17 protein-coding genes are annotated in these 15386 nt (G+C 71.2%); 10 read left to right on the top strand and 7 right to left on the bottom strand.

The genetic code is table 11. The annotated features are described in order from the left end of the window. Nucleotides 1-8: 8 nt before the first annotated feature. A complete protein-coding gene (locus tag ABH926_RS06775; protein ID WP_370364475.1) occupies nt 9-740 on the bottom strand; it encodes a VOC family protein in 732 nt (243 codons plus the stop codon). 48 nt (nt 741-788) lie between these two features. On the opposite strand from ABH926_RS06775, the gene ABH926_RS06780 reads away from it, so the two are divergent. Continuing rightward, the gene (locus ABH926_RS06780; RefSeq protein WP_370364476.1) at nt 789-3473 is read left to right on the top strand and encodes a penicillin acylase family protein; all 2685 of its coding nucleotides are present in this window, start codon (nt 789-791) and stop codon (nt 3471-3473) included. Between the two features lie 16 nt (nt 3474-3489). Here the strand turns inward: ABH926_RS06780 and ABH926_RS06785 are convergent, their stop codons facing one another. Beyond that, the gene (locus ABH926_RS06785) at nt 3490-4653 is read right to left on the bottom strand and encodes a DUF2332 family protein (protein ID WP_370364477.1); all 1164 of its coding nucleotides are present in this window, start codon (nt 4651-4653) and stop codon (nt 3490-3492) included. A 221-nt stretch (nt 4654-4874) separates the two neighbouring features. Here ABH926_RS06785 and ABH926_RS06790 point away from each other — a divergent pair, with 221 nt between their 5' ends. Next, nucleotides 4875-5072, top strand: coding sequence for a DUF1059 domain-containing protein (locus ABH926_RS06790; RefSeq protein ID WP_370364478.1), 198 nt, complete (start codon nt 4875-4877; stop codon nt 5070-5072). 67 nt (nt 5073-5139) lie between these two features. Then, the gene (locus ABH926_RS06795; RefSeq protein WP_370364479.1) at nt 5140-5505 is read left to right on the top strand and encodes a cupin domain-containing protein; all 366 of its coding nucleotides are present in this window, start codon (nt 5140-5142) and stop codon (nt 5503-5505) included. A gap of 24 nt (nt 5506-5529) precedes the next feature. On the opposite strand, the gene ABH926_RS06800 is transcribed toward ABH926_RS06795, so the two are convergent. Both ABH926_RS06800 and ABH926_RS06805 read right to left on the bottom strand, forming a co-directional pair. Next, a complete protein-coding gene (locus ABH926_RS06800) occupies nt 5530-6378 on the bottom strand; it encodes an SAM-dependent methyltransferase (protein ID WP_370364480.1) in 849 nt (282 codons plus the stop codon). A 61-nt stretch (nt 6379-6439) separates the two neighbouring features. Further along, entirely contained in the window at nt 6440-7336 is an 897-nt protein-coding gene (locus ABH926_RS06805) for a helix-turn-helix domain-containing protein (RefSeq protein WP_370364481.1), read from the bottom strand. Nucleotides 7337-7609: 273 nt separating this feature from the next. Between ABH926_RS06805 and ABH926_RS06810 the strand changes: the two genes are divergently transcribed. The 3 genes from ABH926_RS06810 to ABH926_RS06820 all read left to right on the top strand — a co-directional run bounded on the left by ABH926_RS06810 (nt 7610) and on the right by ABH926_RS06820 (nt 9816). Next, nucleotides 7610-8044, top strand: coding sequence for a cupin (locus ABH926_RS06810; RefSeq protein ID WP_370364482.1), 435 nt, complete (start codon nt 7610-7612; stop codon nt 8042-8044). A 23-nt stretch (nt 8045-8067) separates the two neighbouring features. Further along, nucleotides 8068-8532 carry a PPOX class F420-dependent oxidoreductase gene (locus ABH926_RS06815; RefSeq protein ID WP_370364483.1) on the top strand — a complete coding sequence of 155 codons (465 nt, stop codon included), beginning with the start codon at nt 8068-8070 and terminating at the stop codon, nt 8530-8532. Between the two features lie 162 nt (nt 8533-8694). Next, complete coding sequence (locus ABH926_RS06820; protein WP_370364484.1) at nt 8695-9816, top strand: TIGR03364 family FAD-dependent oxidoreductase; 1122 nt, start codon at nt 8695-8697, stop codon at nt 9814-9816. A 1-nt stretch (nt 9817) separates the two neighbouring features. On the opposite strand, the gene ABH926_RS06825 is transcribed toward ABH926_RS06820, so the two are convergent. Both ABH926_RS06825 and ABH926_RS06830 read right to left on the bottom strand, forming a co-directional pair. After that, entirely contained in the window at nt 9818-10960 is a 1143-nt protein-coding gene (locus tag ABH926_RS06825) for a nuclear transport factor 2 family protein (protein ID WP_370364485.1), read from the bottom strand. 77 nt (nt 10961-11037) lie between these two features. Further along, nucleotides 11038-11895, bottom strand: coding sequence for a LysR family transcriptional regulator (locus ABH926_RS06830; RefSeq protein ID WP_370364486.1), 858 nt, complete (start codon nt 11893-11895; stop codon nt 11038-11040). 70 nt (nt 11896-11965) lie between these two features. Here ABH926_RS06830 and ABH926_RS06835 point away from each other — a divergent pair, with 70 nt between their 5' ends. Beyond that, nucleotides 11966-12283 carry a hypothetical protein gene (locus tag ABH926_RS06835; protein ID WP_370364487.1) on the top strand — a complete coding sequence of 106 codons (318 nt, stop codon included), beginning with the start codon at nt 11966-11968 and terminating at the stop codon, nt 12281-12283. Nucleotides 12284-12305: 22 nt separating this feature from the next. Here the strand turns inward: ABH926_RS06835 and ABH926_RS06840 are convergent, their stop codons facing one another. Continuing rightward, a complete protein-coding gene (locus tag ABH926_RS06840) occupies nt 12306-13232 on the bottom strand; it encodes a hypothetical protein (protein ID WP_370364488.1) in 927 nt (308 codons plus the stop codon). Between the two features lie 34 nt (nt 13233-13266). On the opposite strand from ABH926_RS06840, the gene ABH926_RS06845 reads away from it, so the two are divergent. From ABH926_RS06845 to ABH926_RS06855, 3 genes are read left to right on the top strand one after another with little or no spacing between them, the layout of a single operon-like run. Then, nucleotides 13267-14034 carry a metal-dependent hydrolase gene (locus tag ABH926_RS06845; protein WP_370364489.1) on the top strand — a complete coding sequence of 256 codons (768 nt, stop codon included), beginning with the start codon at nt 13267-13269 and terminating at the stop codon, nt 14032-14034. After that, nucleotides 14031-14609, top strand: coding sequence for a helix-turn-helix domain-containing protein (locus ABH926_RS06850; RefSeq protein WP_370364490.1), 579 nt, complete (start codon nt 14031-14033; stop codon nt 14607-14609). Before ABH926_RS06845 ends, ABH926_RS06850 begins: the two co-directional genes overlap by 4 nt. A 55-nt stretch (nt 14610-14664) precedes the next feature. After that, nucleotides 14665-15372, top strand: a complete 708-nt coding sequence (locus ABH926_RS06855) for a LuxR C-terminal-related transcriptional regulator (protein WP_370364491.1) — start codon at nt 14665-14667, stop codon at nt 15370-15372. The last annotated feature ends 14 nt before the right edge of the window (nt 15373-15386 follow it).

Below are 15386 nucleotides of genomic sequence, written 5' to 3' on the forward strand. Positions count from 1 at the left end.
GCAGTATCTCAGGCTTCTGGCTCGCGCCGGATCAGGCAGTAGGTCCCGCCCCCGGGATCGCGCATCACCAGCCAGTTCCCGCCCTCGTGCACGAACTCCGCGCCCAGCGACTCGTGCCACGCCCGCTCGGCGTCGGCGTCCGAGCTGCTGACGTCCAGGTGCGCCGACGTCGCGCGCTCCTCGCCGAGCCGCTGGAACAGCACCTCGACCGGGAACCCCGCCGGCCGCTCCAGCCAGCTGAACTCCTCCCACCGGCTGCTCGGCACCACGTGCAGGCCGGTCAGGCCGCCCCAGAACGCGACCTCGGCATCGTGCGCGGACGGCGCGATGTCGATGCACACCTGGTCCAGCCGGCTGCGCCGGCCGTCGGCGGCCGCGAACGGGCCCGCCGCCCGCCACGCCCCGTGCCAGGCGGTGACGCAGAGCCCGTATCCGGTCGGGGAGGTCACATACGCCCACTCGCCGTCGCGCTCGACCACCGTGCCGCCGAGGTCGACCGCCCGCGCCAGGGCCCTCTCGAAGTCGTCGAACTCGAGGTCGATGTGCGCGCCGTTCCCGCTCAGCACGCCCTGCAGTTTCAGCGACGCGTCGCCGCCGCCGGCGGGCAGCAGCGTCGCGAACTCGCCGCGCTCGCCCCGGCGCGCGGACAGCGTGCTGCCCGTGACTGTGGTCCAGAACCGGGCACTTTCCTCGAACGCGTGTTCCGGACGGTCAATAGACAACCAAGCCCACTTCAGCATGCCGCCAGGCTATTCCCAACGCCCGACGGGGCCCCGTAATCTGCCGCGATGCGGACCGACGACGATCCCCAGGAACCGACCGTCCCGCCGTCCGCGGCGACGGCCGGCGAGCAGTCCGAAGCCGGGGCTGAACCCGAGCCCGAGGCCGAACCGGAGCCCGAGACAGAACCGGAACTCGAGGCCGAACCGGAGCCCGAGGCGCCCCCCGCTCCGACTCCGACTCCCGCCCCGCGCCCGCGCCGCCGCTTCAGAAAGCTCAAGATCACCGCCGCGGCCGTCGCGGTCCTGCTCGTGGCCCTGGCCGGCGCCGGCACCTGGTGGGTGAACGCCTCCCTGCACGCCTCGTACCCGCAGACCAAGGGCACCCTGCACGTCAGTGGCCTGTCGGCGAGCGTCGAAGTGGACCGCGACGCCCAAGGCGTCCCGCAGCTCTACGCCTCCACCACGCACGACCTGTTCTTCGCCCAGGGCTACGTCCAGGCCCAGGACCGCTTCTGGCAGATGGACGTCTACCGCCACGTCACCGCCGGCCGGCTGTCCGAGATGTTCGGCTCCGGCCAGGTCGACACCGACAAGTTCATCCGCACGATGGGCTGGCGCGACGTCGCCCAGCAGGAGTACGACGGCCTGAGCGCGCAGACCAAGGCGTACCTGAACGCCTACTGCGATGGCGTGAACGCGTATTTGAAGGATCACAAGGGTTCCAAAGCGTCAGTGGAGTACGCGATCCTCGGCCTGCAGACCGACTACACCCCCTACGCCTGGACCCCGGTGGACTCGCTGTCCTGGCTCAAGGCCCTGGCCTGGGACCTGCGCGACAACATGCAGTCCGAGATCGACCGCGCCCTGTCCTCGCAGACGGTGGCCAAGAACCAGGTGGACCAGCTGTTCCCGCCCTACCCGGCCTCGCATCCGGTGATCGTGCATCAGGGTGCTGTCGTGAACGGCGCCTTCGACCAGAACGCCGACCCGACCGCGGACGCCCCGCTGTCCGGAGCCGCACTCCCGGCGTCGGCGGCCAGTGCACTGGCCAATCTGTCGCACACAGTCTCCGCCCTCCCCGCCTTCCTGCAACCGACGGTCGAAGGCGTCGGCTCCAACTCCTGGGTGGTCTCCGGCGACCTGACCGCCACCGGCAAACCGCTGCTGGCCAACGACCCGCACCTGGCCCCGCAGCTGCCCTCGATCTGGTATCAGATGGGCCTGCACTGCACGACCGTGGACGCGGCCTGCCCCTACGACGTCACCGGATTCACCATGCCCGGCACCCCCGGCGTGGTGATCGGCCACACCCCGACCGTGGCCTGGGGCTTCACCAACGGCACCGAGGACGTCAGCGACCTGGTCCTGGAGAAGGTCAGCGGCAGCACCTACGAGTACGACGGCCACCAGGTGCCCCTGACTATCCGGCAGGAGACCATCAAGGTCGCCGGCGGCAAGTCCGTCCCGATCACCGTCCGCACCACGAACCAGGGCCCGCTGGTCTCCGACGCCGACAAGGACATCGCCAGTGCCGGCAACGGATACGCCGTGGCGTTGCGGTGGACGGCGCTGACCCCCGGGCACACCGCCGACGCACTGTTCGCCCTGGACCGCGCGACCGACTGGGCGTCGTTCCGGGCCTCGGCGGCGGACTTCGCCGTGCCGTCGCAGAACATGATCTACGCGGACACCTCCGGCAACATCGGCTACCAGACCCCCGGCCAGATCCCGATCCGCAGGAACGGCGACGGCCGCTGGCCGGTGCCCGGCTGGACCGACCAGTACGAGTGGACCGGCTACATCCCCTTCGACCAGCTGCCGCACGTGCTGAACCCGGCCGACGGCTTCGTGGCCACCGCCAACAACCCGATCATCGGGCCGCAGTATCCGTATCTGCTCTCGGAGGACTTCGACTACGGATACCGCGCGAACGAGATCACCAAGCGCCTGCAGGCCGCCACCGCCGACGGCAAGAAGATCGACGCCGCCGGGATGCGCGCCATCCAGTCCGACACCCGCAACGAGTTCGCGTCCGTGCTGGTGCCGTATCTGCAAAAGCTTCCGGCGTCATCGACGAAGCAGACACAGGCAGCGGTCACGTTGTTCAACGGCTGGGACTATACGACCCCTGACACCTCGGCCGCCGCGGCGTACTTCTACGAGGTCTGGAAGTTCATCTGCAAGGACGCCTTCGAGGCCAAGCTGCCGTCCTCGGTCGACGTGGACGGCGGCGACCGCTGGTTCGCGGTGGCGACGAACCTGCTGCCGGACGCGTCCAGCTTCTGGTGGAACGGGAACCGCGACGCGTTGCTGGCCGAGGCGATGGATCAGGCCAGCGCCGAGCTGACCTCACAACAGGGTTCTGATGTGAAGGGCTGGCAGTGGGGCGCGCTGCACAAGCTGACGCCGACCAACCAGACGCTGGGCACCGGCGGGCCGCGGTTCGTCAAGTGGCTGGTGAACGGCGATCCGGTGCCGGTGTCCGGCGGCTCGTCGGTCGTGGACGCGACCGGATTCGACATCGCCAAGGACTTCTCGGTCGACGAGCTGCCCTCGATGCGGATGGTCGTCGACCTGTCGGATCTGGACGCCTCGACCTGGGTGAACCTCACCGGCGCCTCCGGCCACGTCGACGATCCGCACTACCTGGACCAGCTGCCGCTGTGGCGCACCTTCCGGACGCTGCCGTGGCCGTACTCCAGGCCCGCGGTGCTGGCCGCCACGAAGGACAAGCTCACACTGACGCCATAGCGGCCGCCTCCACCGCTCAGAACCACTCCAGCCAGCTCCCATGGGGGTCGACCTTCGCGAACGCGGTGGCGGTCGGCTCGGTCCGCGCGGTCGGCGCGGTCGGGGCAGTGGGCGCGGTCGGCCCCCCGGAGCCGGTGTAGTCGACGAGCGACGAGGCGACGTAGCCGTCTTCGCCGGGGGCCCGGACGCCGAACAGGCGGCTCAGCCGATGGTCCTCGTTGAGGACGAGCATGAGATCCCGCGTCCGGGAGAGCTCTGCGACACGCTCGGCGACGGCCGGCCGGTCCGCCGTCGCCAGGTAGGGCAGGACGTGGGAGGACAGCACCACCACGACCGCGTCGCGCGGTGCCTCGGCGACGGCGGCGGGCAGCAGGTCGAACAGGTCCCCGCGCCGGAGGTCCAGCCGGGCCTGCCGGGCCTGCGCCAGGGCGGCTTCCAGCCGGGCCAGGCGGTCCAGGTGCTCGGGCCAGACGCAGGCGCGGAGCCAGTCGGTCTGGTCGGCGTCGGCGGCGTCGATCGGGTTGCGGTCGATGCCCACGCGCGAGGCGATGCGCAGCGGTGCGGCCGGCCAGTCCGGGACGGCGGCGCTGCCGCGGACCTCGGTCTCCAGCACGAGCTCGGGGACCGCCAGGTCCCCGAAGGCGAACACGGAACCGTCGGGCTGGCGGTAGCGGTAGCCGTAGCAATCCGGCAGGAGCATCAGGCCACTGCTGCACCCGATCTCGACGAGCGCGATCTCCCTTTCCCCGGCTCGTTTCTGCGCCGCGGCCAGGGCCGGACGGATCACGGCCGCGCGCCGGGCCTCGTTGGTCTGCGTGACCCGCGTCGATGTCAGGGCCCGCAGTTCGGTGTCGCGCCGGGCGACGAAGTCCCGGAAGGTGCCGACCAGCTCCGCGTCCGGCGTCCTGGTGCCGCCGAGGGACGGGTAGTAGGCGGCCAGGGCCGCGTCGGCCCCGGCGTCGTCGGGGGCGTTGCGCAGCAGGTAGTGGACCGCGGCGAACATCAGCAGCGGCAGCCGTTCGGTCGGCGGTGCCGCCAGCAGGGGCGCCGCGAGTTCGGGCTCTGCGATGAACGCGGTGTTGAGGTGGTCGTACAGCGGCGAGGTCTGGACGGCGTTCATGGCGCGGAAGCCCTCGAAGACGGGGACGAGGTCGCGCGGAGTGCCGCCGGGGTCGGTCATGGGGTCACTGTAGATCCCCGAGCCGTTCCGGCACCGCGTCCGAGTGCGCAGCGTAATCGCAATCGCCGCGCGCCGCACGGCTCGCCCGCGCCGAGACGGCCAAAGGGTCACCTAAATGCAGTAGCACGATCGCCGCGTGCTCCCGACCGGGCTTGAATGAGGGGTAGGCCGCCTCGGCGCGCCGCCGGGGCGGTGACGGCTCCTGGAAAGAGGGCAATCCCATGACCCGCAAAGTCGCCGACTGCCGACAGTTCCCCAGCGAGATGAACTGCACGCTGACGATCTCCGGCGAGGAGCAGGAGGTCCTGGACGCCGCGACGATGCACGCGGTCGCCGTGCACGGCGAGACCGACACGCCGGAGTTCCGCGAGCAGCTCAAGACCTTCCTCGTCGAGGAGAAGGTCCCGGTCACCCACTGACACCGCGCCACCGCGCCACCACCGCCGCCCGGCCCCGGCGGGGCCGGGCCAGAACCCGGGAGGACCTATGAAAGGCCTCTTACACCTATCGCTGGACAAGCCCGAGGAGACCCGCCCCTTCGAGCAGGGCATGGGCCACCTAGACCTGGTCGCCATGGACGAGGGCGGTTTCGGCCGCGCCGTCTTCGAACCGGGCTGGCAGTGGTCCAAGCACGTCAAACCGATCGCCCACACCGAGAGCTGCGAAGCCGCGCACATCGGCTACTGCCTGTCCGGCCACATGCACGTGGTCATGGACGACGGCGACCAGGCCGACATCGGCCCCGGCGAGTTCCTGGAGATCGCTCCCGGGCACGACGCCTGGGTGGTCGGCCAGGAGCCCTGCGTCATGATCGACTGGCAGGGGTTCACCGACTACGCCAAGGCGAACTGAGGCGGGGTCGGCGACTCACGCCGCTCACGCGGCGTGGGGTCGGCCTGCCTCGTCATAGCGGCCCCGTCGGGGCTTGCGCCCGATGGCCCCCAGGACGGCCAGCTCCACCGGCGTCCCGATGTCCGTCGGGTCCGGGCGCCACAGCGGGCACGGCACCAGGCCGGGCTCGACCAGTTCCAGCCCCTCGAGATAGCCGGCGATCTGCTCGGGGCTGCGCAGGTTGTACGGCACCGCGCCGCTCTGGTTGTAGCGGCTGATGGCCTCCTGGTAGGCGGCGTTGGTGTCGGTGCCGTCGCGGACCACCAGGTAGCTGCCGGAGGGGACGGCGTCCATCAGGCGGCGCACGATCGCCAGCGCGCGGTCGTACTCCTCGATGTGCGCCAGGATGCCCATCAGCACGATCGCGACCGGCTCGTTCAGATCCAGGGTCTTGGCGGCCTGGGTCAGGATCGTCTCGGGGTCGTCGAGGTCGGCCTCGATGTAGTCTGTCGCGCCTTCGGGCGTGCCGACCAGCAGCGCCTGCGCGTGCGCCAGGACCAGCGGATCGTTGTCCACGTACACGATGCGCGATTCCGGCGCGATGCCCTGCGCGATCTCGTGGGTGTTGTTGGCCGTGGGCAGCCCGGTGCCGACGTCCAGGAACTGGCGCACGCCGGTCTCGACCACCAAGTGGCGCACGGTGCGCACAAGGAACTGCCGGCCGCTGCGCGCCAGGTCGACGATCTCCGGGAAGACCTCGCGGAAATGGTCGCCCGCCACGCGGTCGGCGGGATAGTTGTCCTTGCCGCCCAGCCAGTAGTTGAAGATCCGGGCCGAGTGCGGAACGCTGCTGTCGATGTGCGCCGCGGGCCGGTCCTGCGCTTCGTTGGTCATAGGGGCCATCTTTCCCCGAGGACGGCCCGGAACGGAATAAGAGCCCTACTATCGGTACCCGTCAGTAGCCTTCGATCATCCGGGTCAGGAAGGCGACGGTCTCCGAGGGCGACAGCGCCTGCACGGCCAGCTGGTCCACCACCGTCGTGTAGGCGTCCAGGTCCTCGCGCTTGTCCAGGTACGCCGCCCCGGTGAGCTGTTCCAGGTAGACGATGTCCGGCAGCGCCGGCTCGGCGAAGCGCAGGATGGTGAACGGCCCGGCCGCCGCCGGTCCGCCGCGGGCGAACGGCGCGACCTGGACCGTGACGTGCGGCAGCTTGCACAGCTCCACCAGGTGCTCCAGCTGGGCCCGCATGACGGCCGCGCCGCCGGGCTGGCGCCGCACCGCGGCCTCGTCGACGATCGACCAGATCCGCGGCGGCTCGGGACTGTGCACCAGCCGGGCCCGGTTCATCCGCAGGCGCACGCGGCGCTCGATCTCGTCGGCGGAGGCCAGCGGATACCCGTCGCGGATGACGGCGCGCGCGTAGTCCTCGCTCTGCAGCAGCCCGGGCATGAACTGCGCCTCGTAGACGCGGATGACCGAGGCGGCCTCCTCCAGGCCGACGTAGACCTCGAACCAGCCCGGCATCAGGTCCGCGAAGCCGTGCCACCAGCCCCGGGCGTTGGCCTGGCCGGCCAGGGTGAGGATGGCCTCGCGCTCGGCCTCGTCGCCGACCCCGTACAGGGTCAGCAGATCGGCCACATCCCGCCGCTTGAAGCTGACCTGGCCCAGTTCCATACGGCTGATCTTGGTGTGCGAACAGCGGATCTCGTAGCCGGCGGCACCGCGGGTGACGCCGGCGGCGACGCGCAGCTTGCGCAGCTGCGATCCCAGCAGCATGCGCAGAACCGTGGGGCCGCTGTCCTCGGATCCGACCAGGGGATCGACCGAGCGCTCAGCCGGTACCGAGCTCATCCGTGCTCCCAGTGCTTCCCAGTGCTTCCCAGTACTGATGTGAAGCGGCTCGGACCGTGCCCCGTATTGCCTTGTGCCGCTGTGCCTCCCTTAAGGGTAGACGTTGCCGGAGCCGTGCGTGAGGGGGCAGGTCAAGGTGCTGTTTCGGCAGCCTCGGCGCCCTGGCCGCGGCAGGCGCCCTGCTTTCACCCTCCGAGGTCACACACCGGTATGCGCATCCTGGGTAACCTGGGGCGAACCATCTCATACCAGACCTCGAACAGGGAGCCGTCCATGCCGCTGGTCCGCCATCGTCTCGCCCTCGCCGGCGCGATCGCCGCCGTCACCGCGCTCACGCCGGGGGTGGCGGGCGCCACGGCCGCGTCGGGGGTGTCGGCCATCGAGAAGGGCCGGAGCACCCTCGCGGGCGAGGAGCGCGTGCTTCGTCAGATCACCGTCCAGCCCGGCGGCAGCACGGGGTGGCAGTGGCACGACGGGACGCTGGCCGTGTACGTCGAACAGGGCACGCTGACGCACAACGAGTCGGACTGCGGGTCGACCGAGGTCTACAGCAGCAACTCGTCGTTCGTGGAGCCCGGCGGGGCGGACAACGTCCAGATCGACCGGAATCTGGGGACGACACCGCTGGTGATGGACGTGCTGTACGTGGATCCGGTCAACAGCCCACTATCAGAAGACGCGCCGAATCCGGGTTGCCGTTTTCAGTGAGCCGGATGGGTAAGGTCGGAGACATGCCCCGTACCATCGCCACCAACACCTCCGTCGAACTCGCGGACCTGCTGGACTTCGTCCGGCCGCGCCACCGCGCCCTGCTGATCACCCGCCGCGCCGACGGCACCCCGCAGGCCTCCCCCCTGACCTGTGGCGTCGACGACTCCGGGCGCCTGGTCATGTCCACCTACCCGGAGCGGGCGAAGACCGCCAACGCGCGCCGCGACGCCGCGGTCAGCGTCGTGGTGCTGTCGGACGAGTGGAACGGCCCGTGGGTCCAGATCGACGGCGACGCCGAGGTCCTGGACGTCCCGGACTCGGTCGAGCCGCTGGTCGAGTACTTCCGCAACATCTCCGGCGAGCACCCGGACTGGGACGAGTACCGGGAGGCGATGGTGAAGCAGGGCAAGTCGCTGATCCGGGTCACGCCGCGCCGCTGGGGTCCGGTCGCCACCGGCGGGTTCCCCGCGCGCCTCGCGGACTGAGCCGGGCGCGGCGGTCGCCGGCCGGCGACCGCCGATCGCGTCATCGCCCCGTTTGGACAGGTGCCGTTAACGTGGCGTTCGGATCGTGTTCCAGCGTGTCGGCGCCGGGCGTCCTAGCTTGCCGATCAAGACGACCAGCGACGCGGCAAGGGACGGGACCACATGGCGAATCCGGATTCGGAATCAGCGGACGTACTCGTCATCGGAGCCGGGATCGTCGGCCTGGCCTGCGCCCACGAGGCGGTGGAGCGCGGCCTGTCGGTCATCGTCGTCGAGCGCGACGAGCGGGCGGTCGGGGCCTCGGTGCGCAACTTCGGCCACGCCTGCGCGACCGCGCAGTCCGGCAAGGCGCTGGACTACGGCCGGGTCGCCCGCCAGACCTGGCTCCGGCTGTCCGAGGCCGCCGGGTTCTGGGCCCGGCGCACCGGGACGCTGATGGTCGCGCGCAGCGGTGACGAACTCGCCGTCCTGGAGGAGTTCGCCGGACTGCGCGGCGACGAGGCCCGGATGGTCACAGCCGCCGAGGTGGCCGGGCACGCCTCCTTCGGGCCGGGCGTGGTCGGCGGCGCCTGGCTGCCGCAGGACCTGCGGGTGGACCCGCGCGAGGCGGCCGCGAAGATCGCCGGGCACCTCGCGGCGCGCGGCGTCCGCTTCCGCTGGAACACGACCGCGCACGACATCGAGACCGGACGGGCCGCGACCAGCCGCGGCCTCATCCATGCCGACCACGTCATCCTGGCCACCGGCCACGACGTGGACCGCCACTTCCCCGGCCTGGCCGCCGAGCACGGGGTCCAGCGCTGCGCCCTGCGCATGCTCCGCGTCGACAACCCCTCCGGCCGCGCCATAGAACCGGCGGTGCAGACCGGGTACTCGATGCTCCGCTACGGCGGCTTCGCCGACTGCCCCTCGCTGCCCGCGCTGCGCGACCGCCTCACCGCCGAGACGCCGGACCTGGTCGGCATCGGCCTGAACCTGATGTTCACGCAGCGCCCCGACGGGACGCTGACCATAGGCGACACCCACAGCTACGCGACCACCCTCGCGCCGTTCCAGGACGAGGAGCTCGACGCGGCGGTCCTGCGCGAGACGGCGAAGCTGCTCGGCGTCGAGCGGCTGACGGTCCGTGAGCGCTGGCGCGGCGTCTACGCCTCGGCCCCGCAGCCGTTCCTGGACGCCACGCCGGCCGAGGGCGTGCGCGTCGCGGCGGTGACCGCCGGGGTCGGGATGACGACCGCGTTCGGTTTCGCCCGGGAGATCGTGCAGGACGTGGTCGGGCGCTGAGTTAGTACCGGTGGTAGGCCTTGTTCGCGATCCGCCACCGTCCCTCGGCCTTGGCCAGCAGGAAGATGTCGGTGAACGTGTCTGCGCCGTGGTGCAGTGTCATGCTCGCCGACGCGGCCGTCCCGTGGACACGGACGCTGTCGATCCGGCGCGTCCGCGTCGCCTCGTCAGCGGCCGGCCGACCGGCGAACAGCGAGCAGTACTGCTCCAGCGGCCAGGAGACGAAGGCCCCGTCCCGGATTCCCTCGACGTGCGCGCTGGGCAGGAACGCCTCGCGGAAGTGCACGGGATCCCCGGTGGCGTGACCGCGGATGTAGGCACGCAGCGGCTCGAGCACTGATTCGAGAACTGATTCGTCCACGGCCGGCGTCGTGGCCACGACCGCGATATCGGCCCCGGGCACCCCGGCGGCGTCGGCCAGTTCGGCGGCGCTGGGCACCGGCCTGGTAGAAGCGTCGGCCAGCAGCGCCATGTCCTTGGCCAGCGCGCCGATGGTGAACTCCGCGTCCGAAGCCGTCGGAGGCTGCGTGAGATGGCTCCGCTTGCGCGAGACGAGCCCGCCGAGTTGGCCGAGTTCGAGGACGTCCAGCGCCTCGTCGCGCGCCAGCCCCAGCGCCTCGGCCTGCTGCAGCGCGTCGCGCAGCGCGAGGACCGCGCCGGCGAGGCTGGAGTTCGCGACCAGCTTCAGTGCCGCGGCGGTGGCCGCGTCGCCGATCCGGCGCACAGTGCCGAGCGCGTCCAGGACCGGCCGGACCCTGTCGAAGGGCTCTGCGTCACCGGCGGCGAGAAGCTGTACCGCACCGGCCTCCATGGCACGCACCGACCCCAGCACCGGTACGTGCACATAGTCCGGCCCGAATCGCCGCGCGAGCTCGGCTGCCTCGGCGGGCGCGATGGTGCTGGTGTTGAGGATGACCGCGCCGGCTTTCACAGAGTCCTGAACGCGATCGAGCACCTCCCGGCACGCGGTCCCGTCGAACAGGCACAGCAGCACGACGTCGGCTTCCGCCACCGCCTCGTTCGGATCCCCCGCGCCCGAGCGCGTCCATCCGACGACGTCCAGCCCTTGCCCGGCAAGGCGTTTCGCGATCGCGGAGCCCAAATGCCCGAGGCCGAGGACGGCGATCGTCTGCGGTTTGTTCATCTGCCGAGCGTGCAGTACCCCTTACCCCTGCGACAAGCGCGGGTTTTGCAGACATCCCATGCATGATCCGCATACCTTCACCGCGCCGCCTTGAGGACCGCCTTGAGGACCGCCTGGACGAACGAGGCCACCAGCGGCCGGCGGTCGTGTTCGTTCCAGGCCAGCACGAGGTGGCTCGGCGGCGCGTCGGCGACCGGGACTAGCACCACGCCGGCCGGCAGCGGCGGGACGAGCGAGCGCGGCAGCACCTCGACCACGCGGCTCACGGCGATCATGTGCAGCATCTGCATGACGTCGGACACCGCGCCCGGCGAGCCGTCATCGCCTTGCCCGGCAATGCCTTTCCACAGCGGCCGCTGCTCGCCCTCCAGATCGGCCATGAGCACCGAGTCCCGCCCGGCCAGCCGATGCCCGGTCGCGACGACCGCGACCCGGTCCTCGGTGTACAGCCGCTCGTGGGCCAGGCCGTCCAGCGGGTCGAACGGCGCGTAGAGCAGACCGACGTCGGCGCGGCCGTCGAGCAGGAAGTCGGCCCGATCGGCGGGGCCGCTGAACAAGATGTCTACGTGCCGGGCGTCCGGCTGCTCGGCATAGGCGGCGAGCATCGCGGACAGCAGCCCGCCGTCGCCGCCGGGCTTGAGCACGAACCGCAGGTGGGTCCGCACGCCTCCGGCGCTTTGCGCCTGTCGGACGGCGGCGCCGACGGCGTTGAGCGCGTATCGCCCGTACTCCTGCAACGCCGTCCCGGCTGCGGTCAGCGCGACGTGCCGGCTGGACCGCTCGAACAACACGACGCCGAGCCGGTTCTCGATCCGCCGGATCGCCTTCGACAGCGCCGGCTGCGCGATGGAGAGCCGGACGGCGGCCCGGCCGAAGTGCAGCTCGTCCGCGACCGCGAGGAAGTACTCCAGCTCGCGGGTCTCCAAGTCACTCATGCCTCCAGGTTATCGCCGAAGACCCAACAGATCTTGGACAGCGCCGGTCCACGCTGCCGAGAATTGGCGCATGATCAACCACACGATGATTGTCTCGTTCGCCGATCCATTGCCGGACACCGAGCTGGATCAATATCTCTCAGACATCGAACGCGTCCTGCGCGAGAGCGGCGTCCTCCAGTCCTTCACGGCGGCGCGCCACATCCCGGTCCCCGGCGAGGAGGAGATCCCGGCGCTGATCGCGACGGCGATCGTGCAGATCACCGTCGCCGACCGCGAGGCGCTGGGGAAGGCCTTCGCGGCGCCGGGCATCGAGGAGGTCATCCACCACTGGCAGGCACGCCATCCGTACAAGGTCGGCTGGGCGAACCACGAGCCGCTGGCCTGAGCGGCACCGCGGCCGGACAGCTTCAGCGGCGCGGGGCGTAGGGCCGATCGGACAGGTCCACATCCGCGTCGGGCCACCGGCGCCGCATCGTCTCGCCCACGCGCCGCAGCCAGCCGGCCAGTCCCGGCACGGCGCGATGAGCCGTGGCGGTGCGGGCAGCCGACTCCACGGTCTCCACGATTTGGAGTCGGCTGTGGTCGCCGGGCGAGCGCTCGTCGAGGAGGGCGAAACGCTGGAGACGCAGCAACGCCCAGGAGGCGCAGGCCGCGGCGAGAGCGAATCCGTAGCGCCGGTCATCCTGCGCCTCAGGCACGCCGCAAGCCAGCGCCCGCCGATACTCGTCGGCGAGGCCGCCGGCCGCGGGGTCGCCGACGGAGAGCCACCGCGGTCCGGGAACGTGCAGACAGACCGCATCGAGCAGGGCATGGCCGTACCCGGCCGCCTCGAAGTCGATCAGCCGGGCATCGGCGGGCCCTGATTCATGGACGAGGCAGTTGTTGGACTCCGCGTCCCCGTTGCTCAGCGCAAGGAACGAGCCCGGCGCGCGCAGCTCGTCGAGCGCGGCGGCGAGGTCGGACGCGGCCGGTCCGGCGATGGGCACCCCGATCGCGGCGGCGTCCTGGTGCGCCCGGGTCCAGAGCGCGGCGAAGCGGTCGGGGTCATCCGGCGCGCCTAGGCGTTCGCGGTACCGCTCCGCGTGGCCGGCGGTGGCCGCTCCCAACTCCCCCAGCACGCGCGCGAAGGCGGCCAGGCGCCCGCGATGCGCCTCGACGCCGTCGCGACAGATGAGGTGGTCCAGCGCGACACGAGGCGCGAGATCCTCCAGGACGAGGAGTCGAGCGGACAGATCGGCCGCGATCACTCGCGGGGTGAGCGACAGTCCCAGATCGTCAGACAGGAAGCGGAGCGCGGCCAGCTCTGTCTCCATGCGCCGGCTCTCAAAGCTCATCCGGTCAATCTATTCGGTGAGTTATAGTGAACGGATGGTTCACTATAACGGTACGCCAGAAGGCTTCGGCCAGGTCAGCGCGTACTACCACGACACCTACGAGGATCAGGCAGCCACGCGGGTAGTCGCGGTCGGCACGCTCGACGGCGCGCCGTGGGTGGCCGTGGAGCACTGTCTCTTCCATCCGCAGGGCGGCGGCCAGCCCGCCGATCGCGGCTGGGTGGACGACCACGAGATCGTTCCGGTGCGGGATCGGGATACCGGCTTGATCGTGGCGGTGTCCGCAGTGTCTGCGGCGTCCCCGCAGGGCTCGGGTGACGATCCGCTGCCGACACTGCCGACGCTGCCGGCGTTCGAGACAGGACAGCGAGTCAAAGCCCGGATAGACCTCCAGGCCCGCATGCAGCACGCCGCGCTGCACACCGCCGGGCATCTGGTCGAGGCGGCCTGCCGGGCTCAGGGCTGGGCCCTGGCCGCGAGCAACCACTTCCCGGGGCAGGCCCGGATCGAGTTCACGGCGCCGGAATCGGACGTGCGGTTGCAGAGCCCTGACGGTCGCGAGGAGGCCACCGAGGCGGTGCGCGCCGCCGTGGCCGGGGCTGTCGCGCGCGACCTGGCGGTGACCTGGGAGCTCGACGACGCGGGACGGCGCATCGTGCACCTGGACGGCCTGCACGCGGCACCCTGCGGCGGCACGCACGTGCGCAGCCTCGGCGATCTGGCCGGCATCACGCTGCCGACACTCAAAGTGAAGAAGGGCCGGATCCGGGTCTCCTACGACGCCGCGCACCGGGAGCGATGATGGCCGACCCCTCCCGGGACCGGCCGCCCGCCAGCAGCACCGCCGCCGCGATCGGCGCGCAGATCCGCCGACGCCGCGAGCAGCGCGGCATGAGCAGCGCCGAGTTGGCCCGCCGAGCCGGACTGAGCAAGGCGACGCTGTCGCAACTCGAGGCGGGCAAAGGCAATCCGACGATCGAGACGCTGGACGCCCTGGCCGTCGCCCTGCTGATCCCGCTGACCGACCTGCTCACCCGCGACACCGATCCCGGACCGGTCCTGGTCCCCGGCACGGAGCTGGCCGAGGGCGAGGTCGGCCGGGAACTGCTGCGGCGCATCAGCAGCGGACACAGCCTTGAGATCTGGCGGCTGCGGGTCCCGGCCCACACCGAGCTGGACGGCGTACCGCACGCGACCGGCACCATCGAGCACCTGCTGATCTCCAGCGGCCGACTGACCGCCGGCCCCGCCGACGCGCCGACCCAGCTGCGTCGCGGCGACCTGTTCGCCTTCGCCGGGGACGCCCCGCACGTCTATCGCACCGGCGCACAGGCGGCTGATGTGACGGTGGTGATCGCCTCGCCGATCATCGGTTGAGGGAGGGAGCCGTCGGCCACGTCCACAGTCGGCGGCCTCTGATACGCATGGAGGCATGGACGAGACCGACCGGATCACCAGGACCGTCACGGCCTCCGCGCGGGACGCCGACGACGACCGCGTCGAGCACATCGCCGGCGCCGACGCGGTCCACGCCCGGTTCGAGCAGCTCAGCTACGCCACCACGACCAGCGTCGACTCGCTCCTGCCGATGACCGGCCTGCCCGCCCAGATGCTCGCCGACGCCAGGCCCCTGGACGCCGACCTGCTCCAGCGCGGCGTGGCCCTCCGGCTGCTCTACCTCGAAGCCATCCGCAACGACCCTCCCCTGCTGGGCTACGCCCGCGAGATGCAGGCCGCGGGAGCAGACGTCCGCACCAGCCCCACCCTCCCGCAGCGCCTCTACATCAGCGACCGCCGTGTCGCCGTCGTCCCCGTGGACCGGACCGTCCGCGGCAGCGGAGTGCTGCTGGTGCGCGCGCCCGGCGTCGTCGCCTCGCTCCTGGAGCTGTTCGAATCGGTGTGGCACAACGCCGCCCCGCTGGACGTCGGCAACCCGGTCGACAGCGGCACCGGCCTGTCCGACACCGAACGCATCCTGCTGACCATGCTCGCCGACGGCGCCACCGACGAGACCGCGGCCAAGAAGCTCGGGGTCTCGCTGCGCACGGTGCGGCGCATCATGGCGGACCTCATGCGGCGCCTGGACGCCGGCTCCCGGTTCGAGGCCGGCATCAAGGCCGCTCGGCGAGGGTGGCTGTAACTGTTTCAGGGTCC

Source organism: Catenulispora sp. GP43 (assembly GCF_041260665.1).
Lineage (GTDB): Bacteria > Actinomycetota > Actinomycetes > Streptomycetales > Catenulisporaceae > Catenulispora.